Origin of the sequence: Arthrobacter sp. UNCCL28, from assembly GCF_900102805.1 — a bacterium.
In the GTDB taxonomy this organism is placed as follows: Bacteria; Actinomycetota; Actinomycetes; order Actinomycetales; family Micrococcaceae; genus Arthrobacter; species Arthrobacter nicotinovorans_A.
The window spans coordinates 577,813-597,506 of the sequence record NZ_FMWE01000003.1; the positions used below are offsets into that span (position 1 = coordinate 577,813).

At 62.2% G+C, this 19,694-nt stretch carries 20 protein-coding genes; 11 read left to right on the forward strand and 9 right to left on the reverse strand.

The features are described from left to right. Nucleotides 1-10 precede the first annotated feature (10 nt). From BLQ01_RS11185 to tkt, 3 genes are read right to left on the reverse strand one after another with little or no spacing between them, the layout of a single operon-like run. Complete coding sequence (locus tag BLQ01_RS11185) at nucleotides 11-1,642, reverse strand: glucose-6-phosphate isomerase (protein WP_091551781.1); 1,632 nt, start codon at nucleotides 1,640-1,642, stop codon at nucleotides 11-13. A 6-nt stretch (nucleotides 1,643-1,648) separates the two neighbouring features. Further along, nucleotides 1,649-2,767, reverse strand: a complete 1,119-nt coding sequence (tal, locus tag BLQ01_RS11190) for a transaldolase (RefSeq protein ID WP_026540629.1) — start codon at nucleotides 2,765-2,767, stop codon at nucleotides 1,649-1,651. Nucleotides 2,768-2,798: 31 nt separating this feature from the next. Then, nucleotides 2,799-4,925, reverse strand: a complete 2,127-nt coding sequence (gene tkt / locus BLQ01_RS11195; RefSeq protein ID WP_254779374.1) for a transketolase — start codon at nucleotides 4,923-4,925, stop codon at nucleotides 2,799-2,801. Between the two features lie 427 nt (nucleotides 4,926-5,352). Here tkt and BLQ01_RS11200 point away from each other — a divergent pair, with 427 nt between their 5' ends. Then, nucleotides 5,353-6,315, forward strand: a complete 963-nt coding sequence (locus tag BLQ01_RS11200; protein WP_026540631.1) for a heme o synthase — start codon at nucleotides 5,353-5,355, stop codon at nucleotides 6,313-6,315. A 212-nt stretch (nucleotides 6,316-6,527) separates the two neighbouring features. On the opposite strand, the gene BLQ01_RS11205 is transcribed toward BLQ01_RS11200, so the two are convergent. Beyond that, a complete protein-coding gene (locus BLQ01_RS11205; protein WP_254779399.1) occupies nucleotides 6,528-7,070 on the reverse strand; it encodes a TOPRIM nucleotidyl transferase/hydrolase domain-containing protein in 543 nt (180 codons plus the stop codon). Between the two features lie 222 nt (nucleotides 7,071-7,292). Between BLQ01_RS11205 and BLQ01_RS11210 the strand changes: the two genes are divergently transcribed. Further along, the gene (locus BLQ01_RS11210; protein ID WP_091551784.1) at nucleotides 7,293-7,673 is read left to right on the forward strand and encodes a peptidase inhibitor family I36 protein; all 381 of its coding nucleotides are present in this window, start codon (nucleotides 7,293-7,295) and stop codon (nucleotides 7,671-7,673) included. Between the two features lie 19 nt (nucleotides 7,674-7,692). On the opposite strand, the gene BLQ01_RS22875 is transcribed toward BLQ01_RS11210, so the two are convergent. Further along, nucleotides 7,693-7,878 carry a hypothetical protein gene (locus BLQ01_RS22875; RefSeq protein WP_368086114.1) on the reverse strand — a complete coding sequence of 62 codons (186 nt, stop codon included), beginning with the start codon at nucleotides 7,876-7,878 and terminating at the stop codon, nucleotides 7,693-7,695. Nucleotides 7,879-7,967: 89 nt separating this feature from the next. After that, nucleotides 7,968-8,117: a VHL beta domain-containing protein gene (locus tag BLQ01_RS22880; RefSeq protein WP_223943121.1), complete on the reverse strand. Its 150-nt coding sequence runs from the start codon at nucleotides 8,115-8,117 to the stop codon at nucleotides 7,968-7,970. Between the two features lie 125 nt (nucleotides 8,118-8,242). Between BLQ01_RS22880 and BLQ01_RS22885 the strand changes: the two genes are divergently transcribed. Genes BLQ01_RS22885 through BLQ01_RS11225 form a run of 3 tightly spaced genes read left to right on the forward strand, consistent with a single transcriptional unit; the run spans nucleotide 8,243 to nucleotide 11,704 of the window. Beyond that, the gene (locus BLQ01_RS22885; RefSeq protein WP_368086115.1) at nucleotides 8,243-8,581 is read left to right on the forward strand and encodes a hypothetical protein; all 339 of its coding nucleotides are present in this window, start codon (nucleotides 8,243-8,245) and stop codon (nucleotides 8,579-8,581) included. Continuing rightward, entirely contained in the window at nucleotides 8,568-9,725 is a 1,158-nt protein-coding gene (locus tag BLQ01_RS11220) for an efflux RND transporter periplasmic adaptor subunit (RefSeq protein WP_091551788.1), read from the forward strand. Before BLQ01_RS22885 ends, BLQ01_RS11220 begins: the two co-directional genes overlap by 14 nt. A gap of 44 nt (nucleotides 9,726-9,769) precedes the next feature. After that, nucleotides 9,770-11,704 (forward strand): ABC transporter ATP-binding protein/permease, encoded by a 1,935-nt coding sequence (locus tag BLQ01_RS11225; RefSeq protein ID WP_217638373.1) that lies wholly within the window; start codon nucleotides 9,770-9,772, stop codon nucleotides 11,702-11,704. On the opposite strand, the gene BLQ01_RS11230 is transcribed toward BLQ01_RS11225, so the two are convergent. Genes BLQ01_RS11230 through BLQ01_RS11240 form a run of 3 tightly spaced genes read right to left on the reverse strand, consistent with a single transcriptional unit; the run spans nucleotide 11,701 to nucleotide 14,431 of the window. Next, the gene (locus tag BLQ01_RS11230) at nucleotides 11,701-12,657 is read right to left on the reverse strand and encodes a COX15/CtaA family protein (protein WP_091551791.1); all 957 of its coding nucleotides are present in this window, start codon (nucleotides 12,655-12,657) and stop codon (nucleotides 11,701-11,703) included. The genes BLQ01_RS11225 and BLQ01_RS11230 overlap by 4 nt on opposite strands. 47 nt (nucleotides 12,658-12,704) lie before the next feature. After that, the gene (locus BLQ01_RS11235; protein ID WP_026540638.1) at nucleotides 12,705-13,469 is read right to left on the reverse strand and encodes an ABC transporter permease; all 765 of its coding nucleotides are present in this window, start codon (nucleotides 13,467-13,469) and stop codon (nucleotides 12,705-12,707) included. Then, entirely contained in the window at nucleotides 13,466-14,431 is a 966-nt protein-coding gene (locus BLQ01_RS11240; protein ID WP_026540639.1) for an ABC transporter ATP-binding protein, read from the reverse strand. The genes BLQ01_RS11235 and BLQ01_RS11240 overlap by 4 nt, the downstream gene beginning before the upstream one ends. Nucleotides 14,432-14,540: 109 nt before the next feature. Here BLQ01_RS11240 and BLQ01_RS11245 point away from each other — a divergent pair, with 109 nt between their 5' ends. Genes BLQ01_RS11245 through BLQ01_RS11270 form a run of 6 tightly spaced genes read left to right on the forward strand, consistent with a single transcriptional unit; the run spans nucleotide 14,541 to nucleotide 19,694 of the window. Then, nucleotides 14,541-15,362 (forward strand): helix-turn-helix transcriptional regulator, encoded by an 822-nt coding sequence (locus tag BLQ01_RS11245; RefSeq protein ID WP_091551792.1) that lies wholly within the window; start codon nucleotides 14,541-14,543, stop codon nucleotides 15,360-15,362. Beyond that, the gene (sufB, locus tag BLQ01_RS11250) at nucleotides 15,362-16,825 is read left to right on the forward strand and encodes a Fe-S cluster assembly protein SufB (RefSeq protein WP_026540641.1); all 1,464 of its coding nucleotides are present in this window, start codon (nucleotides 15,362-15,364) and stop codon (nucleotides 16,823-16,825) included. The genes BLQ01_RS11245 and sufB overlap by 1 nt, the downstream gene beginning before the upstream one ends. 2 nt (nucleotides 16,826-16,827) lie before the next feature. Beyond that, nucleotides 16,828-18,141 carry a Fe-S cluster assembly protein SufD gene (gene sufD, locus BLQ01_RS11255; protein WP_026540642.1) on the forward strand — a complete coding sequence of 438 codons (1,314 nt, stop codon included), beginning with the start codon at nucleotides 16,828-16,830 and terminating at the stop codon, nucleotides 18,139-18,141. A 21-nt stretch (nucleotides 18,142-18,162) separates the two neighbouring features. Further along, on the forward strand, nucleotides 18,163-18,519 hold the full coding sequence (locus BLQ01_RS11260) for a non-heme iron oxygenase ferredoxin subunit (protein ID WP_026540643.1): 357 nt from the start codon (nucleotides 18,163-18,165) through the stop codon (nucleotides 18,517-18,519). Nucleotides 18,520-18,562: 43 nt separating this feature from the next. Further along, nucleotides 18,563-19,348: a Fe-S cluster assembly ATPase SufC gene (sufC, locus tag BLQ01_RS11265; RefSeq protein ID WP_026540644.1), complete on the forward strand. Its 786-nt coding sequence runs from the start codon at nucleotides 18,563-18,565 to the stop codon at nucleotides 19,346-19,348. 13 nt (nucleotides 19,349-19,361) lie between these two features. Next, nucleotides 19,362-19,694, forward strand: coding sequence for a metal-sulfur cluster assembly factor (locus tag BLQ01_RS11270; protein ID WP_011774796.1), 333 nt, complete (start codon nucleotides 19,362-19,364; stop codon nucleotides 19,692-19,694).

The following is a 19,694-nucleotide window of genomic DNA, read 5'->3' on the forward strand; positions in this document are numbered from 1 at the left end:
GTTCTGTGCCTTAGCTTTCGAGTGCGCTGGCCTGGCCGGCCAACGCAGCGACGACTTCCTGGAGTTGGCTTACGCCGGCAGCACGCTCTGTGAGGTGCAGGCGCAAAACCGGGCGGCCATGGCCTTCCAGCACCTGGGCATCGCCCGAGGCCTGGGCAGCAATAAGCTGGCCAAAGGTGAACGGCCGGTCCGGAATTTCCAGATCGGTGGAGGACGCTGCAGTAACCTGCAGGAAAACCCCGATTGCCGGTCCGCCCTTGTGGAACTGCCCGGTGGAGTGGAGGAACCTCGGACCCCAACCGAACGTCACCGGACGCCCACTGATGGCAGCGAGTTCATCGCGGATACCTTCCAGGGGCGCGTGGGAAATACGGTCAAGGTACGCCTGGACGCTCAAGTACCCGTCGGTGCCAAGCTGGCCCAGGAGGGCCTGAACAGCCTCCGACACAGTGGAAGCCGAACCAAGCCAGCTGCCACCGCGGACTTCCACTGCACCATCGGTGAATGCCGCAGGAGTGGGCTCGGGTCGGGCATCCAGCAAGCCACGGGCGGCCACCTTGGCGGCTTCGACGTCAGGCTGGTCAAAGGGGTTGATCCCCAGCAGGCGACCGGCCACAGCCGTCGCAAACTCCCAAGTGAACATCTGCGAAGCCAGGCCGCCGGCAATTGCGACCTCGTTTCCACGAAGCTCGACGTCGGAATCCGCACCGACCAGCCGGACCACCAGTACGTCGGGGGCACCGTTCAGGGCTTCCGGAGAATCCGGTCCGGCCACGACTGGAAGGACGCCGGTGCCCAGCTTGCCGGTGGATTCGGCAATGAGCTGCTCGGCCCAATCGGCAAAACCAACAATGCCGGAACCGTCTTCAGCGATAACGATTTTGTTGCGCAGGGGACTGGTGCCGCCCAAGGCAATGCCCAGGGCCAGTCCGATGTTGTCGGTGGAGTCCTCATTGAGGATCTCTGCAGCTTCCTCCGCCTCATCCAGGAATGCCTGGATGTCCACACCGGCCAGGCCACAAGGGACCAACCCGAATGCAGTAAGTGCCGAGAAGCGTCCGCCGACGTTGGGGTCGGCATTGAACACCGCACGGTAGCCCGCATCACGCGAGGCCTTATCCAAGGGCGAACCCGGATCCGTGACGATGATGATGCGGCTCTTGGCGTCGATGCCGGCGTCGTTGAATGCCTTTTCGAAAACCCGCCGCTGGGAGTCGGTTTCCACGGTGGAGCCGGACTTGGACGACACCACGATTGCCGTTTCGGCCAACCGCTCCTCAAGGGCAGCACTGACCTGTTCGGGGTCCGTGCTGTCCAGCACAGTCAGCTCGACGCCGGCGGTGCCGGCGATGACCTCGGGAGCCAAGGAAGACCCACCCATGCCACAGAGGACAATACGTGTCACTCCTTCGGCGCGGAGGGCATCGCGGAGTTCCAGGATGTCGCCAACCAAGGCCTGGGACACTGTGGCAGCCTCTACCCAGCCAAGACGGATAGCGGATTCGGATTCTGCATCCGGACCCCACAGGGTGTGGTCCTTGGCGAAAATCCTCGTCGCGATCCGGTCTTCGACCAGGCTGTCAATGTGTTGGGCGATGGCCTGCTGCGCGGCACCGCTGGCGTCGTAGCTGATTGTGCTCATGAGGTGTTAGGAAGCCTTCCGTGCGGTGGCGAGGGCGCCTTCGACGTCGGCCAGGAGTTCCTTCCAGGAGCCCACGAACTTCTCGAGGCCTTCGGTCTCCAGGAGGGTGACGACGTCGTTGTAGGAGACGCCGAGGGCTTCGAGGGCGTTGAGGGTCTCATTCGCTTCGTCGTAGGTGCCGGTGATGGTGTCACCGGTGACTACGCCGTGGTCGAACGTGGCATCCAGCGTCTTCTCCGGCATGGTGTTGACCACTCCTGCTGCGACGAGCTCGGTCACGTACAGCGTGTCCGGGTAGGCCGGGTCCTTCACGCCGGTAGAGGCCCACAGCGGACGCTGGGGGAGCGCACCGGCCTCAGCCAGGACGGCCCAGCGCTCGGTGGAGAAGAGCTCCTCGTAGACCTGGTAGGCCAGGCGGGCGTTGGCAACGCCGGCCTTGCCCTTGAGTGCCTTGGCTTCCTCGGTACCGATGGCGTCGAGGCGCTTGTCGATCTCGGAGTCAACGCGTGAGACAAAGAACGAGGCCACGGAGTGGATCTTGGAGAGGTCGTGGCCGTTTTCCTTGGCCTGCTCAAGGCCGGTCTGGAAAGCGTTGATGACCGCGCGGTAGCGCTCCAGGGAGAAGATCAGGGTCACGTTGACGCTGATGCCCTCGGCCAGGGTAGCCGTGATGGCTTCCAGGCCTTCCAATGTTGCCGGGATCTTGATGTGGACGTTGTCCTTGTTGACCTTCGCGTAGAGGTTCTTGGCCTCGGCGATGGTGCCCTCGGTGTCCCAGGCAAGGCGGGGATCGACCTCGATGGAGACGCGGCCGTCAACACCGTTGGTTGCAGCGGCGATCGGTGCGAAGAGATCGCAGGCGTCGGCCACGTCCGTGGTGGTGATTTCAAAGATGGTCTCTTCGACGCTGGCACCGGATGCCGCCTTGGCTGCAATGGTGGCGTCGTAGTCGGTACCGGCGGTGATCGCGGCGTGGAAGATGGACGGGTTGGTGGTTACACCAACCACGTTCTTCTCATCGATGAGCTTCTGCAGCGTGCCCGTTTCGAGGCGGGTGCGTGAGAGGTCATCGAGCCAGATCGAAACGCCGGCGTCGGAAAGCTGCTGTGTGGGAGTTGTAGACATGTGATTTCTCCTGTTGTGAGGTATCAGGCTGTTACGCGTTGGCGTCTGCGAGCGAGTCCTTGGCGGCAGCGGCGACGGCTTCGGCGGTGATGCCGAATTCGTTGAAAAGCCGCTTGTAGTCAGCGGAGGCCCCGAAGTGTTCCAGGGAGATGGAGCGGCCGGCGTCACCGACGAATTCACGCCAACCCAGGGCCAGGCCGGCTTCAACCGAGACACGTGCCTTCACCGATGCCGGGAGCACGGACTCGCGGTAAGCCTCGTCCTGCTTGTTGAACCACTCAACACACGGCATTGAGACCACACGCGCAGCGATGCCTTCAGCCTGCAATGCTTCGCGGGCCTGCACGGCGAGCTGGACTTCGGAGCCGGTGCCGATCAGGATGACCTGCGCGTCAACGGTTTCGCCATCCTTGGAAGCCTCGGCCAGCACATAGCCGCCCTTGGCAACACCTGCCGTTGAACCGAACGTGTCGCCGCTTGCTTCGCCTTCACCGCGGGCGTAAGTGGGGATGTTCTGACGTGTCAGGACAATGCCGGCCGGGTTCTCGTGGTTCTCCAGCATGGCCTTCCATGCGGCGGAGACTTCGTTCGCATCGCCGGGACGGACAACGTCCAGACCGGGAATGGCGCGCAGCGACGCGAGCTGCTCCACGGGCTGGTGGGTGGGGCCGTCTTCGCCCAGACCGATGGAGTCGTGCGTCCAGACATACAGGGACGGGACACCCATCAGTGCGCCGAGGCGGATGGCCGGGCGCTGGTAGTCGCTGAAGATCAGGAACGTGCCGGAGAATGCGCGGGTGCGGCCGTGAAGGGAGATGCCGTTCACGATCGAGGCCGCAGCGTGCTCACGGATACCGAAGTGCAGTACACGGCCGTAGGGGTTGCCCTTCCAGGCGTCCGTGGAACGGGACGTCGGAATGAACGACGGCGAGCCTTCAATGGTGGTGTTGTTGGACTCGGCGAGGTCGGCCGAACCGCCCCAGAGCTCAGGAAGGACCGGGCCGATGGCGTTCAGGACCTTGCCCGAAGCGGCGCGGGTGGAAACATCCTTACCGGCTTCGAACACCGGAAGCGCGGCGTCGATGCCCACGGGCAGCTTCTTGGCTTCCACACGTTCCAGCAAGGCAGCAGCGTCAGGGTTGGCGGACTGCCATGCCTCAAAGCTCTTCTGCCATGCAGCGCGGGACTCCGCACCGCGGTCCAGGACCTTGCGGGCGTGCGCCAGGACTTCTTCGTCAACGTCGAAGGACTTGGCCGGATCGAAGCCGAGGACGCTCTTCAGTGCAGCGACTTCTTCGGCGCCCAGTGCGGAGCCGTGGATCTTGCCCGTGTTCTGCTTCTTAGGTGCCGGGTAGCCAATGATGGTGCGCAGCGAGATGATGGACGGCTTGTTGGTCTCTGCCTTCGCAGCGAGCAGCGCCGAGTAGAGTTCCTGGACGTCTTCGACGTAGTCGCCGGTCTTGGTCCAGTCAACGCGCTGGGTGTGCCAGCCGTACGCTTCGTATCGCTTGAGGACGTCTTCGGTGAAGGCGATATCGGTGTCGTCTTCGATGGAGATGTGGTTTTCGTCGTAGATCACCACGAGGTTGCCCAGTTCCTGGTGCCCGGCCAGTGAGGACGCCTCGGACGTCACACCTTCCTGCAGGTCGCCGTCGGAAGCGATAACCCAGATGGTGTGGTCGAACGGCGACTCGCCGGCGGGAGCATCGGCGTCGAACAATCCACGCTGGCGACGCTGGGAATAAGCGAAACCTACGGCAGATGCCAGGCCCTGGCCCAGCGGGCCGGTGGTGATTTCGACACCGGCGGTGTGCTTGTACTCGGGGTGGCCGGGGGTCAGCGAACCCCACGTGCGCAGCGCCTCAAGATCCTTCAGTTCCAGCCCGTAGCCGGAGAGGAACAACTGGATGTAGAGGGTCAGCGAGGTGTGGCCGGGGGACAGCACGAAACGGTCGCGGCCCAACCAATCCGGGTTTTTGGGATCGTGGCGCATCAGCTTCTGGAACAGCAGGTACGCTGCCGGAGCCAAGCTCATCGCCGTACCGGGGTGGCCGTTTCCGACCTTCTCCACGGCGTCAGCGGCCAACACGCGAACGGTGTCAACTGCCTTCTTGTCCAGATCGGTCCATGACAGTTCTTGCTCTTCCAAATGTGGCACGAAAACCGAGCCCCTCTCTGTGCTGACGGCAGGTGTAAGGACACGGCACGCAGGAAGCACAGGATGGCGCCCGCTGCAATGTGTCTACCAGCCGTTCACCATTGAAACGTTGATCTCTCATCCAGACGCACGGATATCCGAGAATACGGTTTCCCGGATCGTCAACGTGTGCTGATCTGCTCAACAGCTTAGCCCTAAACGTGTCAGGGAACTCAGGGAATCCCACTAACTGGACAGAAATTCCCTTATATGAATCACGATGGCCCTGAAGGCGGGTGAAGTTTCGGAAACATTGACGACTTTTGGGGACATTGGGCCACTTCCGGCCACGGTATGATATTTGGAGGCCACCAGCGGATCATGCGCCCGTGTCAGCTTCGAGGACCGGGACGGCAGCCGCTGCGAGAACCCCAGAGCATAGAACAGAGTGACTGCCGCCGTGAGCACAACTGATACGCCCCTTAACGCGTCCCCGGCCCGGGGAAGCATCGGAATTTCCCGTAAGTTCAAGGCGTATCTGGCACTCACCAAACCCAGGGTCATCGAACTCCTCCTGGTCAGCACTTTGCCCACCATGATCTTCGCCCAGCGGGGTTTCCCTTCCATCGGCCTGATCCTTGCCACCCTTGTAGGTGGAGCGTTTGCGGCCGGCAGTGCCGGCGTCTTCAACTGCTATATCGACCGTGACATCGACAAGTTGATGCACCGGACCGAGAAGCGGCCCCTTGTCACCGGTGAGGTGACCCCGCGTGAAGCGTTGGTCTTCGCCTGGATTCTCGGGGCAGCCTCGATTGCCATCCTGTGGTTCGGCGCCAATCCGCTGTCCGCCTGGCTTGGACTTGGGGCCATCGTCTTCTACGTGGTGATTTACACCATGATCCTGAAGCGCCGCACAGCCCAGAACATCGTGTGGGGTGGCGCAGCCGGTTGCTTCCCTGTCCTGATCGCCTGGGCTGCAGTGACCAACACTGTGGAGTGGCCCGCAATCGTGCTCTTCATGGTCATCTTCCTCTGGACGCCTCCCCATTACTGGCCGCTGTCCATGCGGTACGGCGAGGACTACCGCAATGCCAACGTGCCGATGCTCGGCGCCATTGCCGGCGCCAAGGTGGTCTCTGTCCAGGTTGTGCTCTACGCCTGGGCCATGGTTGCGTGCTCGCTGTTGATGGTGCCCGTTGGCGGCGCCGGCTGGGTCTACACGATCGTGGCAGTTGCTGCCGGCGCCTGGTTCCTCTACGAGAGCCACGCGTTGTACAAGCGCGCACAGGGCGGCGACGTCTCCAACAAGGGCGCCATGAAGGTCTTCCACGGCTCCATCAGCTACCTGACGTTGCTCTTCATCGCCCTGGCGGTAGACCCGTTCATCGGCTCAGCGATCGTCGGCGGCTAGGTTCCGCAGACTTTTGTGACAAGAGAGTTCGACGCCGGTACCCGCCACTTGCTTTAGTGGCCGGTGCCGGTGCCGGTGCCGGCGTCGCCGTTTCCGGCCACAAGCCCAACGGTCTCTCACATCCCACGGGCTTGAGCCCAACGGTCTCTCACATCCCACGGGCTTGAGCCCCACGGTCTCTCACATCCCACGGGCTTGAGCCCCACGGTCTCTCACATATCAAAAGATGCCACCAAGCGAGCCAGCGGGGGTGGTGCCTTGCCGGAAGGCAGCGCAGACACCAAGAGGGGCGCGTACCGGATCTTATTGCCGCTGCGCCCACCGAAGAACCTCCGCAGTTGAGCCTCAATGGGCCGGCCCCGCAAGGAGGGTTGTCGCCGGAGAAGTTCGAACGAGCCAAGCTCACCTTCCCTGGCGATCACGTTGAGCACTTCATCGACGCCCAGGCAACGAATAAGTTCATCCTCCAAATCAGCCTCACAGACCTGGAACCCCAGGTCGTTCAAGGAAGCGGCCCCGAAACCGGCCCTGCTGAAGGCGCGGGTGATGCCCCGGGATTCTCCGGAATCGCAGAGACCCAGCAGTCGATGGTTTTCCCCTTGCGGTCCGTAGCGGTCGAGGAAGTGGACAATGTTCGTGGCCCCACCCATTGGGACGATGCAGACGTGTTGCTTTTGCAGGTCATGACCAAGGCGGTGGGCCAACGCGTTCACGGCCAGACGGTCGCTCTCGCCTTCCACGAACACTGTCGTCATCTGCACATGACCAGTATGGCTGATGAGGATGTCTGGCCTCGGGTCGCTGATGGCCAGCACCTAGAGGCCCCAACGCAGCACCTAGTTTGGGGCTGTTCGGCACCTAATTCTTGCCGGAACGCCACCTAGTTTGAGCAAAAGCCGTCTAGGTGGTGACGTGCGCAACCTAGTGTTCGTGGTGGAACAGAGCTGTTCCATGGCGCACAAGCATTGGGGACACAAGTGAAAGCATTCCTGCGTACAGCCGGCATTCTGACGGTTGCTTCGGCTTCGGTCTTAACCGGAGTCACCGCCGCGCAAGCCGCACCGGCTTGCGCCACGGCCCGCGTATGTCTCTACGACAACTACTGGTTCACCGGAACTCAGCGAACCTATAACTGGGTCGCATCGTATGTGGGTGACGCGGCAAACGATAAAGCCAGCTCAATAGTCATAGGCCCGCCTGCGAACATTCAATCGCCCTACGTGTATCTGTATCGGGATCTTAACTACTCAGGGCATTCCGTCATCTTCCGGGGTGGCAACGCCGTCAACGACCTTCGGGGCGTGTCAATGTATGCCGGCGTGAACTGGGATGACGAAATCTCCAGCATCTGGGGTTAGCCGTGCGATCTCCCACTTTTCATTCAGTTTCGGCGGTCGCGGCGACACTGGCTGTAGTCGTGCTCGCCGGCGTGGCCTGTTCGGACCCGCCGGCATCGTCTCCCACCGCAACGACGACGGTCAGCCTGCCTGCAGTGGATCGCGCGGCCGGAGCAGGAGCCAGGGCCGACCTCAAGGAAAGCACCGGCGAAGTTGTCCTTCCCATGAGTGCTTACTGGTACTCAGACCGTGAGAACGTCCTGGTCAATACGGCGGTGGCATTCCTCATTTACGATTGCGTGGAAGATGCCGGGTTCACGGTGGCTCCGTGGGGAGGCGGTGGCAAGGCCCTCCAGGACGGTAGGTATGGACAGTGGTCCCGCCCGTTGGCCGCCAGAAACGGTGCCATGCCGGAGATCCGCGAAATTCCAGGTGTAATGGACGAACAACCCGAGCGCCCCGCACTCAGCGCCGACCATCAGGCGGCGGAAACAAAGTGCAGTAATTCGGTGGGGAGGGCCGGACTACCCGAACTCCTGGACGGCCTGGCTGGTGATGCCTCCTTGCAGAATCAAATCACTCGGAACGCCGTGGCACTGACAGAGCTCGATTCGGAGTACTTGGCTTACCGGAAGAGCTGGGAGGAATGCCTGGCCACCAAAGGCATCAAACTTTCGGAACAGGGTTCGTGGAGCTTGCAATCCAGCGGATCAAGGGAGGATGGGATACGGGTTGCCCTCTTGGATTTGGACTGCAAGGACGCCAGTGGCGGGGCCAGGAAACCCTACGACATCCTTGCTGAATACCAGGCCGCACAGATGATGGATCATCAGGCCGAACTCAACGCCTTGGCAGAAGAGAAGGCGGACGCCGTGGTGCGTGCCAAACAGATTTTGCGGGATCACGGCGTTGCTGATGCAAGACTATGAGTTGCAGCTGATTGGACGCGGACTGAGGCGGGTCCCGCGGTCGTGGCTGATCCTCGTTGCATCACTGGTGGTGCTGGCAGGTTTGGGCGGCGCTTACTGGGCAGGAACATCGACCACAGCAGGGGCGAAGTCCACACCGATCCCTGCATCGGTGGTTCCGGTTTCGGCTGCGGTAGAACGCCGTGTGGTGGCCAAACAGGTTGTTCTTTCGGGGAAAGTCGTTCCAGGAGCCGAGACAAACCTTCAGGCCAGTCCCGCAGCCGGCGTCGACAGACTGGTGGTGACCGACGTGGCAAAAGAGGCCGGGAGCCCCGTGGTTTCCGGTGAATTACTGGCGGTCGTCTCAGGGAGGCCGCTGTTGATACTACCCAGCAGCGTGCCGTTGTATCGGGACATCAATCCAAACGACTCGGGCCCCGATGTCAAGGCACTACAAGGGGTTTTGGCGGGCTTCGGTTATGCATGCGCCATAACGGGAACCTTTGACCGGGCTACTCAGCAGGCACTGGCATCGTGGTACCAGGCCGCAGGGTTTAGAGCCCCCGTTTCGCTCGCGCAGGAGGAAGCTGGTGATGCGGCATCGAGGAGCCCATTGGATGTCATGTTTCGCTGGCGGGAATTTGTCCAGGTCCCCGGTGATACTGGCACTGTAGCTTCGATCGCCGGACCCGGTTCCATCTTGGCCGAGGACGGGGTGGTGGCCCGGATCAGGATCGCTGACGACTCCTTCGTTGCCCGCGCAGACGTTGTCCAGGCCGAGAGCTTCGTGGCGGGTACGCCCGTAACGGTCAGGGCCGGTTCAACAGTTCTGGACACCACAGTGGTTCATGTCAGCGACTTCCTGGAGGGTGACCAAAGCAAGAATGAGATCCCTGGAAAAGATGTCACCGTAGCTTTGCCGCCGGGGACGCAGGGATTCGCTGCCGGCCAATCAGTCACCATTGCCGCTGGTGGTGCGGCTGCAGAGTCCCTCGCCGTTCCCCTCATCGCCATTCGCCAGGACGGCGGGATACCGTATCTCCTGGTTGAAGGGAACAGCGAGCCCCGCCGCGTAGTCGTCAGGGTTACCGCGCAGGTGGATGGGTGGGCGGCGATCGCTGACGTGGACGGCCTGGTTGTTGGGGATCAGGTGAAACTCCAATGAATGCGCTTCTGCCAGCCCGGGAAACGTCCTTGCATGCGAAGCGCGTGCCAATCCTCAGCCTGCGTGGTGTTGACCGCAGTTTCCCCGGCGCGAAAGCGCTGAAGGAAGTGGACCTCGACATCCACGAGGGGGAATTCGTGGCCATTGTGGGCCCATCCGGTTCGGGAAAGTCCACACTGCTCAACGTCCTCGGCCTCCTGGACACACCCTCGGGGGGTTCGTATCGGATCAGGAACCTAAACGTCGCAGATCTCAGCGAGAGGCAGAAGGCGGCTCTACGGGCCGATGTTTTCGGCTTCGTCTTCCAGGAATCACATATGGTGGGCCGGGATGCCACGGCCCGCAACGCCGTGTTGGGACTGCGTGTGCGGGGCATAGGGATGAAGGTCCAGAAACAACTGGTCATGCCCGCTCTGAAGAAGTTCGGGCTCGCAGACAGGGCAGCAACACCGGCGTCGTTGTTGTCCGGGGGAGAGCGCCAACGTCTGGCTATCGCACGGGCAGTGATCGGAGCGCCAAAGGTTGTCCTCGCAGACGAACCCACAGGCAGCCTGGACACCGGCAACGGCCAGATCGTCATTCAGCATCTCCGGGAGCTTAGTGATGCCGGTACCACTGTGGCCTTGGTGACCCACGATCCCGACGTTGCGTCAGCCGCGGACCGCATCATCACCATGCGCGACGGAGCCATCATCATGGACACCGGGCACAACAGGGACAGCATTCCAGCACCAACAACAGATGGCATTCCATCGCCCACAACAGAAGGTCCCGAAAGCAAACGTGCCTTCGGCCGGAGCCTGCGCCATGAGGCAGCAGATGCCGTTGCCGACGCGCTCTCCGGGCTGACCGTTCGCCCAGCCAAAGCCCTACTGCTGATCATGGCGTTTCTCCTTGGCAGCGGAGGGTTGGTTGCGGCCATCGGACTAAGCGAGAGTGCCTCAGTCAAGGTGTCCACGCGGATAGATGCAGCCGCGAGCGACGAAGTCAGGGTGACGCGTTCGGCCGGTTATCCATCGTGGGAAACCATCAGCAGCGACCTCAATGCATCCAGAAGGCTCTCGGGAGTGCATGACGCCGGTGTTATCGCCGAACTCTCATCGTCAGTGGTGCAGCCATCCACCTTTCGGCCCGCATCCTTTCCTGAACAACCGGCTTTCAACGGCGCAGTCCGGATCATCGACTCTGCTTACCTTCGGCTCCAAGGCGCGACCCTGTCCTACGGTGATGCTGCCCTGCTCGACCAATCGTTCGGTGGTCCCGTCGCAATCCTGGGTCAGAACGCTGCCAAGGAACTGGGAGTCGCAAAGCCAGGTCCCGGCGTCGTGGTGTGGCTCTATGGCCAGCCAGTCCCGGTGGTGGGCATTATTGGGGACCCCGGCCGTGACCCGATTCTGCCGTCAGGAATCATGGTGGGGATCGGGTCCTACCATTTGACCGGCAATGTGGCGGCAAGCCTGGTCCTTCGGACTGATCCAGGGATGCCGGCGGCCATTGCCGAGGCGCTCCCAAAAGCGCTCAACCCTGCTGAACCCGGCGACGTAGAGGTTCAAACAGTGGCCGATCTTCGGGAACTCAAACAGGGGATTAATACGGACCTCGGCAGACTGGTTGCCGTTGTGTCCATCATCCTGCTCGCCATGGCTTGCCTGAGCGCCGGAACCACCATGTATCTGGGGGTGTTGGCGCGATCCAGCGAAATTGCGCTTCGACTCGCCTTGGGTATGCGTCGAAGAGTGCTCGCCCTAATGTTCCTGACCGAAGGCGCCGTGGTGGGAGTGCTCGGCGGGGCTGGAGGAGCAGCCGTCGGGATGGGTGCTGTGCTGGCCTACGCATCCAGTGAAGGTTGGGCGGCTGTGGTCCCTTGGTACGCGTCCCTGTGGGGCATAGGGGCGGGATTGGCCAGTGGCACCTTGTCGGCTGTGTATCCGGCAGTGCTGGCCATGCGTTCCAACCCGGCGCAATTGATCCGGAGTTAGGAGATCTGCTGAAGGACCGGGCTGTGCTTGGCGAGGTCGGCGGCATTGGTGGCCGCGCTCATCAGCACTGCGGCACCGAACATATGCGCACCAACCAGCAACGCCGGGATTCCGTTGTAGTACTGGGTAAAGCCGATGACTGCCTGCAACAGTGTTACGCCCAGCAGAAGGTAGGCCGCCGTTCGGAACGGGCCGCCGATCTTGCCGCGGATCACCAGGAACACAGCGAACAGTGTGCCGGCGGTGATGAGGTAAGCCGGAACGGCGTGGATGTGCGAGAAGAGGTCCCAGTCGAGATCGTTGCGGGGGGCATCAGCGTCGCCGGCATGAGGACCGGCGCCAGTGACTACGACGCCCAGCATCACTGAGAGTGCGGAGAAGACGGCGACAGCCAGCATCACGGGTCGTGCGACGGCGGGCAGGCCCGGGAGGGTCCGGTTCATGAAGCCACCGGTACGGCCGTAGGCCCGGTTAACAAGCAAGGTGGAGAACACCACCAGGGCCATGGATACCAGGAAGTGCAGGCCCACAACCCACGGGTTTAGCCCGGACAAAACGGTGATGCCGCCGATGATGGCCTGGGCCGGGATGCTCGCCAGGAGGCCCAGGGCCAGAAGAAAGAGGTCGCGCCGCTCTTTACGGAGGTTCCACAAGTACACCAACATGAGCGCTGCGACGGCCGCGAGGGCAAATGTCAGCAGGCGGTTGCCGAATTCGATGAATCCGTGGATGCCCATTTCCGGTGTATTGACCAGCGAGTCGTTGGTGCATCGCGGCCAGGTGGGGCATCCCAACCCTGAAGCGGTCAGGCGCACGGCACCACCGGTCACCACCAGGATTGTCTGCCCGATGAGTGACAGCAAGGCCAGGCGGCGTACTGCCTTGTTGACTTCGGTAGGCAATTTGGACGTGAACCGCTGAATGGTTTTTGGGAGGCGCGATGCCGTGCTCACAGTTTTCTCACTTCTCAGTTCTGCATTGTTGGTGGTGCCCGGTTGGATTAGTTCCACTTGAACCAGCGGATGGCTGCGGCGCCGGCAAGTACCGTCCACAGCAAAAGAACGAGGACGGCGGGGAAGGGCACAGTGCCTGCAAGGAGAGCGTCACGCAGTGCCTGACCCAAGGCCCCCGAAGGAAGGAAGTGAACTATGCCTTGAAGCAATGCGGGCAATCGTTCGGACGGCACCACTATGCCGCCTAAAGCTCCGAGCAGGATCCACAGGAGGTTGGTGATGGCCAGGGTAGCTTCCGGGCGCGCAGTACCGGCGACCAATAGTCCCAGCGCGGTAAAGGCGGCAGCGCCCAGAACCAGCAATCCGAGTCCTGGGAGCCAGCCCTCTGGCCTGGGTTGCCACCCGAGGACGCCGGCAATGGCGCCAACCACCAGTACCTGCAGACAAAGGACCACCAGTACGGCGAGGATCTTGCCGGCGATCAGGCCCCCCTTGCCCAGTGGGGTGGTGGACAGGAACCGGAGCACTCCGTAGCGTCTGTCAAAGCCGGTTGCAATGCCTTGGCCGGTAAAGGCCGTGGACATCGCGCAGAGAGCAAGGATGCCCGGCGTGGCAACGTCCACACGCGAACCCCCGAGCCCATCCAGCAGCGGAGTCACTACCAGTCCGACCAAAGCCATCAAGGGCAGGACGATCGCGAGGATCAGCTGTTCGCCGTTCCGAAGCATGGCAATGGTTTCGTAGCGGCCCTGCTGCATGATGCGGCGCGGCAGCGATGCGGGCCCCGCGTTGGGGGAGAGGAGCTTGCTCATCGGAGGTCCCTTCCGGAGATATCAAGGAACACGTCTTCGAGGCTGCGGGCTTCCAACCGGAGCGAGGCCGGCATGATGTTCCGTTCCGCCCACCAGGCAGTCAGGGCCGCAAGGTCCTTTGGCGTGATCGCACCGGTAATGGAGTAGCTTCCGGAGCGGGTTTCGGTCAGCTGGAGGCCGGCCCCCAAGACGCCCGTGAAGTCGAGGCCGCCGGGCACATCGAAGTAGAGCGTCCGGTCCGTAACGGCAGAATCCGAGGCAGGACCGTGGCTGAGCAATTCGGCGACGGTTCCCTCCACCACGTTGTGGCCGGCGTCGATGATGTAGACGTAGTCGGCGAGGCGCTCGGCGTCGTCCATGAGGTGTGTGGTGAGGACAATTCCCATGCCGGCATCGCGAAGTTCGGCGATCAGCTCGAAGACCATTTGGCGCGATTGCGGATCCAGCCCGGCGCTGGGTTCATCAAGGAAGAGGATTTCCGGGTTGCCCACCAAGGCAGCGGCCAGGGCCAGGCGTTGCTTTTGGCCGCCGGAGAGCCTGCGCACGCTGGTTCTGCTGAATTGGTTGATTCCCAACCGTTCCACGAGCGCATCCAGGTCCATGTGGTTTTGGTACATGCCGGCGATGTGCCGCAGCAGCGGTATGGGACGGGCCGACGGCGGCAGCCCGCCGTCCTGGAGCATCACGCCTACGCGGGACCGTAACCCGGCGCCGGCTTTATCCGGGTCCGAACCCAGGAGCGAAATAGATCCGCCGGTTCGCTTCTGGAGCCCCTGGGCACATTCGAGGGTGGTGGTCTTGCCTGCCCCATTGGCACCGAGGAGTGCGGTCACTTGGCCGCGCTCGGCGACCAGTGACACTCCGCTGACCACCCGGAGCATTTTTCCGTCAAGGGAGGCCAACGGGCCTACATCCTTAATGAGTCCGTCTATGGTGAGGACAGGGGATTCGGGTGAGCGCACCAGAGTATTCTACGTGAAGTAGTACGGTCACACTTGGCGGGCAGCTGAGGTCAGTCTTGCCTTACTGGATGCATGAAACAAATTACGACATGATTGTGTTGTGTATTCCATGAGCAGTCCAACTTCCATGCCCTCAACGCGGCATGCTGCAGCGGCAGGGGCCTATGTTGCCCCGCCGACGCTGCCGGACGCGGATGACCGGACCCGGGACCGCGTGCTGAGCGCCGTTCTGGAGAACGGCCCGGTCAGCGCAGCGGAGCTCGGAGATCTTCTCGGCTTCACGCCCGCGGCCGTCCGCCGCCACCTTGACCACCTGGAGCGCAGCGGCGTCATTGAGGTCAAGCGCGTTGCCAAGGCCGGTTCCGGCGCGGGACGTCCCGCACGCCGTTACGTCCTTAGCTCCCAAGGGCAGTCCACCCTTGGCGACGATTACCTGAATATTGCCAGCTCCGCGCTCCGGCGCCTCCAGGAACTCGCCGGCGAAGAGGCCGTCCGTGAATATGCCGAGGAACGCTTCTCGGACATGGAACGGCGCTACGCCCCCGAGGTAGAGGCCGCTGGAGATGACATCACCGCGCGTGCCATGGCATTGTCCAAGGCACTGACCCGGGATCGCTTCGTTGCTTCTGCGCACTCCATTGAGGCCAAGGCTCCGTTGCCGGCTGCATTGTCCAGCGTCCAGCTCTGCCAGGGCCACTGCCCCATCCAGCGGCTCGCCGCGGAGTTCCCGGTGTTTTGCGACACCGAGACCAAGGTCTTCTCGCGTTTGGTGGGCGTTGACGTCCGGCGCCTCTCAACATTGGCGCAGGGCGGACACGTTTGCACCACCCACATACCTACCGGGCGCCCGGCTGCCACGGCATCCCTGGATGTCGCAGAGCAGTCCGGGAACCCGTACCAGGAATCAAACAACCAGCAAGAAAGGCCGTGATGACGGACCAAATAGCAGAGAAAGCGGTAGCTGACGGCACTGTGATCTCGGAGATTCTGGAGAAGAATCCCGAACTGCACGGTATCGGAAACTACGAGTACGGCTGGGCCGACAAGAACGACGTAGGCGCCAATGCCCGTCGTGGCCTCAGCGAGGAGGTTGTCCGCGACATCTCCTCGAAGAAGAACGAGCCCGAATGGATGCTCGACCTGCGCCTCAAGGGCCTGAAGTACTTCGATCGCAAGCCCATGCCCACCTGGGGTGCAGACCTCTCCGGCATTGACTTCGACAACATCAAGTACTTTGTGCGTTCCACCGAGAAACAGGCGGCAACGTGGGAAGACCTTCCCGAAGACATCCGGAACACCTACGAGAAACTGGGCATCCCCGAAGCTGAGCGCAGCCGCCTCGTTTCCGGTGTCGCCGCACAGTACGAGTCCGAGGTCGTTTATCACCAGATCCGTGAGGACCTGGAAGCCCAGGGCGTCATCTTCCTGGACACGGACACCGCACTGCGCGAGCACCCGGAGATCTTCCAGGAGTACTTCGGCACCATCATCCCGGTGGGCGACAACAAGTTCGCCTCGCTCAACACGGCCGTATGGTCCGGCGGTTCCTTCGTGTACGTGCCCAAGGGCGTCCACGTGGATATCCCGCTGCAGGCCTACTTCCGCATCAACACCGAAAACATGGGCCAGTTCGAGCGCACGCTGATCATCGCCGACGAGGACTCCTACGTTCACTACATCGAAGGCTGCACGGCTCCGATCTACACCTCGGACTCACTGCACTCCGCCGTTGTGGAGATCATCGTGAAGAAGGGCGCCCGCGTCCGCTACACGACCATCCAGAACTGGTCCACCAACGTGTACAACCTCGTCACCAAGCGTGCCATCTGCGAAGAGGGCGCCACCATGGAATGGATCGATGGCAACATCGGCTCCAAGGTGACCATGAAGTACCCGGCCGTCTACCTCGTGGGCGAGCACGCCAAGGGTGAGACGCTGTCCATCGCATTCGCCGGCGAAGGCCAGCACCAGGACACCGGCTCCAAAATGGTGCACATCGCACCGAACACCAAGAGCTCCATCATTTCCAAGTCCGTAGCCCGCGGCGGCGGACGTGCAGCTTACCGCGGCCTGGTCCAGGTCCGCGAGGGTGCCAAGCACTCGGCCAACACGGTCCGTTGCGACGCCCTCCTGGTGGACACCATTTCCCGTTCGGACACGTACCCGTACATCGATATCCGCGAGGATGACGTTGTCATGGGCCACGAGGCCACCGTTTCCCGCGTCAGCGAAGAGCAGCTCTTCTATCTGATGTCCCGCGGCATGCCTGAAGACGAGGCCATGGCCATGATCGTGCGCGGCTTCATTGAGCCGATCGCCCGGGAATTGCCCATGGAATACGCTCTTGAGCTGAACCGCCTGATTGAACTGCAGATGGAAGGGTCCGTCGGTTAACAATGACTGATATCACTACTGAAAAGGCGCGCATCGGCGCGCCCTCGGCCCAGCCGTTTATCAACGGCTTCACCGAGGAAGGCGAGAACCTTTCGCCCGTGAACACCGGAACAAACACCAGCACGACGTCGGAGCAGCCTTCCGCTGGTCCGCTCGGCGGCGCTTCGGCCAAGAGCCACTCCCACGGCGGTGGCGTTGGCATTCCGGACAGCTCGCGTGCAGGGCGTCTCACGTCCTACAAGCTTGCAGACTTCAAGCCGCTGAACGGCCTTGAGGAAGACTGGCGCTTCACGCCGCTGAAGCGCCTGCGCGGCCTTCACACCGACGTCCTCAACGGCGCAGCTCCCGCTGTGAGCGTTACCGCCCCGGCCGGCGTCGTTGTTGAAACGGTTGGCCGCGATGACCAGCGCATCGGCCAGGCAGCCATCCCGGAGGACCTCGTGTCCGCCAATGCCTGGGAGAACTTCGCCGAGGCCACGGTTGTCACCGTTCCTGCCGAGCTGCAGGCCGAGAGTGAAGTTTCCGTCCTGATCACCGGTGCAGGAGAGGCTCCGGCCGCCCAGCACATCGTGATTGTGGCAGAGCGGTTCTCCAAGTCCGTCGTCGTCCTGGACCACCAGGGTTCCGCGGTTGTTTCCGAGAATGTGGAAATCATCGTTGAAGATGGCGCTGAACTGACTGTTGTCTCGTTGCAGGAATGGGCAGACAACGCCGTCCACGCATCATCGCAGCAGGCCAAGATCGGCCGCGATGCCAAGTTCAAGCACATCGTGGTCAGCCTTGGTGGCGACCTTGTTCGCGTCACGCCGTCCACGCGCTTTACCGCGCCGGGCGCCGACGTCGAAATGTTCGGCTTGTACTTCGCCGACGCCGGACAGCACCTTGAGCAGCGCCTGTTCGTTGACCACGCAGTGGCCAACTGCAAGTCGCGTGTCCTCTACAAGGGTGCGCTGCAGGGCCGCAATGCCCACAGCGTCTGGGTTGGCGACGTCCTGATCCGCAAGGAAGCAGAAGGCACGGACACCTACGAGGCCAACCGCAACCTGGTCCTCACCGACGGCGCCCGCGCAGACTCCGTACCCAACCTCGAAATCGAAACCGGTCTGATCGAGGGCGCGGGCCATGCCAGTGCCACCGGCCGTTTCGATGACGAGCACCTGTTCTACCTCATGGCCCGCGGCATCCCTGAGAAGGTTGCCCGCCGCCTGGTGGTCCGAGGCTTCCTCAACGAGATCATCCAGCAGATCAAGGTTCCGGCAATCGAAGATCGCCTGACCGCAGCTGTTGAGCGCGAACTCGCCGCGACCGACAACTAAGACAGGCCAGGCAGAGCAACAATGAGTGAAGAAACCAAAGGCGAACTGGTATGCAGCGCCAATGACATCCAGGTCAAGCAAGCGCTGCGCGTCCTGATCGATGACTACCCCGTAGCCATCGTGAAGGATTCCATGGGCGAGATCCACGCCATCGCCGATACTTGCTCGCACGCGGACATCTCGTTGTCCGAAGGTGAGGTTGAAGGCTGCGCGATCGAGTGCTGGGGACACGGTTCCCAGTTTGACCTCCGCAGCGGACAGCCCCTTCAGCTGCCTGCTTATGACCCCGTCCCCGTTTTCGCCGTCACCATCGACGGAGACGACGTTTATGTGGACGTGACCAACGTTGTGAACGGTGCTTCGGTAGACCACTACTGAGCGCCCAGTACCGCCAGACTTACGAACGGAAAGAAAGAAGAGCATGTCAACTCTTGAAATCAAGGACCTGCACGTCAGCATCGAGACGGAGCAGGGTACCAAGGAGATCCTGAAGGGCGTCAGCCTCACCATCAAGACCGGTGAAACCCACGCCATCATGGGCCCCAACGGCTCGGGCAAGTCCACCCTGGCCTCCACCATTGCCGGACACCCGCGTTACACCGTTACCAGCGGCACCATCACCCTGGACGGCGAAGACGTACTTGAGATGAGCGTCGACGAGCGCGCCCGGGCAGGCGTCTTCCTGGCCATGCAGTACCCGGTAGAGGTTCCCGGCGTTACCATGACCAACTTCCTGCGCACCGCCAAGACGGCAATCGACGGCGAAGCACCGGCACTGCGTACCTGGACCAAGGACGTCAAGGCTGCCATGCAGCAGCTGCGCATCGACGCCGACTTCGCACAGCGCAATGTCAACGAAGGCTTCTCCGGTGGTGAGAAGAAGCGTGTTGAGATCCTTCAGCTCGAACTCTTCAAGCCGAAGTTCGCCATCCTTGACGAAACCGACTCCGGCCTGGACGTTGACGCGTTGAAGGTTGTCTCCGAGGGCGTCAACCGCGCTCACGAAGAGGGCAACATGGGTACTCTGCTCATCACCCACTACACGCGCATCCTGCGCTACATCAAGCCGGACTTCGTTCACGTGTTTGTTGACGGCAAGGTTGTCGAAGAGGGCGGCCCCGAGCTCGCTGACCGTCTCGAAGATGAGGGCTACGACCGTTACGCCCCGGGCGCCGGCGTAGCCGTTGCCCCTGCTGTGCAGGCCTAGTTAGGATCGTTCCATGACCGAAATCAACACGGCGCGGACCAGCCTCGAGGACGTCGAGGAAGCGCTCAAGGACGTCATTGACCCCGAGCTCGGCGTCAACGTGGTGGACCTGGGCCTCCTTTATGGCCTCAAATACTCCGACGAGGACGGCGCGCTCCTGATCGACATGACACTGACGACGGCGGCCTGCCCGCTGACGGACGTGCTTGAAGAGCAGGTGGGCAAATCCCTTGATGGCGTCGTTGACGACTGGCGCCTGAACTGGGTGTGGATGCCGCCATGGGGTCCCGAGCGGATCACCGACGACGGCAAGGACCAGATGCGGGCCCTCGGCTTCAACATCTGA

Bases quoted from the DNA above. Each gene is read 5' to 3' on its own strand.
- BLQ01_RS11235 (WP_026540638.1), bottom strand. From the start codon at position 13,469: ATGAGCAAGCTCCTCTCCCCCAACGCGGGGCCCGCATCGCTGCCGCGC.
- BLQ01_RS11205 (WP_254779399.1), bottom strand. From the start codon at position 7,070: ATGACGACAGTGTTCGTGGAAGGCGAGAGCGACCGTCTGGCCGTGAAC.
- BLQ01_RS11260 (WP_026540643.1), top strand. From the start codon at position 18,163: ATGAGTGAAGAAACCAAAGGCGAACTGGTATGCAGCGCCAATGACATC.
- tal (WP_026540629.1), bottom strand. From the start codon at position 2,767: ATGTCTACAACTCCCACACAGCAGCTTTCCGACGCCGGCGTTTCGATC.
- BLQ01_RS22875 (WP_368086114.1), bottom strand. From the start codon at position 7,878: ATGGGAAGGACAACTTCGCCGGTGCTTTCCTTGAGGTCGGCCCTGGCT.
- sufD (WP_026540642.1), top strand. From the start codon at position 16,828: ATGACTGATATCACTACTGAAAAGGCGCGCATCGGCGCGCCCTCGGCC.
- sufC (WP_026540644.1), top strand. From the start codon at position 18,563: ATGTCAACTCTTGAAATCAAGGACCTGCACGTCAGCATCGAGACGGAG.
- sufB (WP_026540641.1), top strand. From the start codon at position 15,362: ATGACGGACCAAATAGCAGAGAAAGCGGTAGCTGACGGCACTGTGATC.
- BLQ01_RS11220 (WP_091551788.1), top strand. From the start codon at position 8,568: ATGCAAGACTATGAGTTGCAGCTGATTGGACGCGGACTGAGGCGGGTC.
- BLQ01_RS11245 (WP_091551792.1), top strand. From the start codon at position 14,541: ATGAGCAGTCCAACTTCCATGCCCTCAACGCGGCATGCTGCAGCGGCA.
- BLQ01_RS11185 (WP_091551781.1), bottom strand. From the start codon at position 1,642: ATGAGCACAATCAGCTACGACGCCAGCGGTGCCGCGCAGCAGGCCATC.
- BLQ01_RS11270 (WP_011774796.1), top strand. From the start codon at position 19,362: ATGACCGAAATCAACACGGCGCGGACCAGCCTCGAGGACGTCGAGGAA.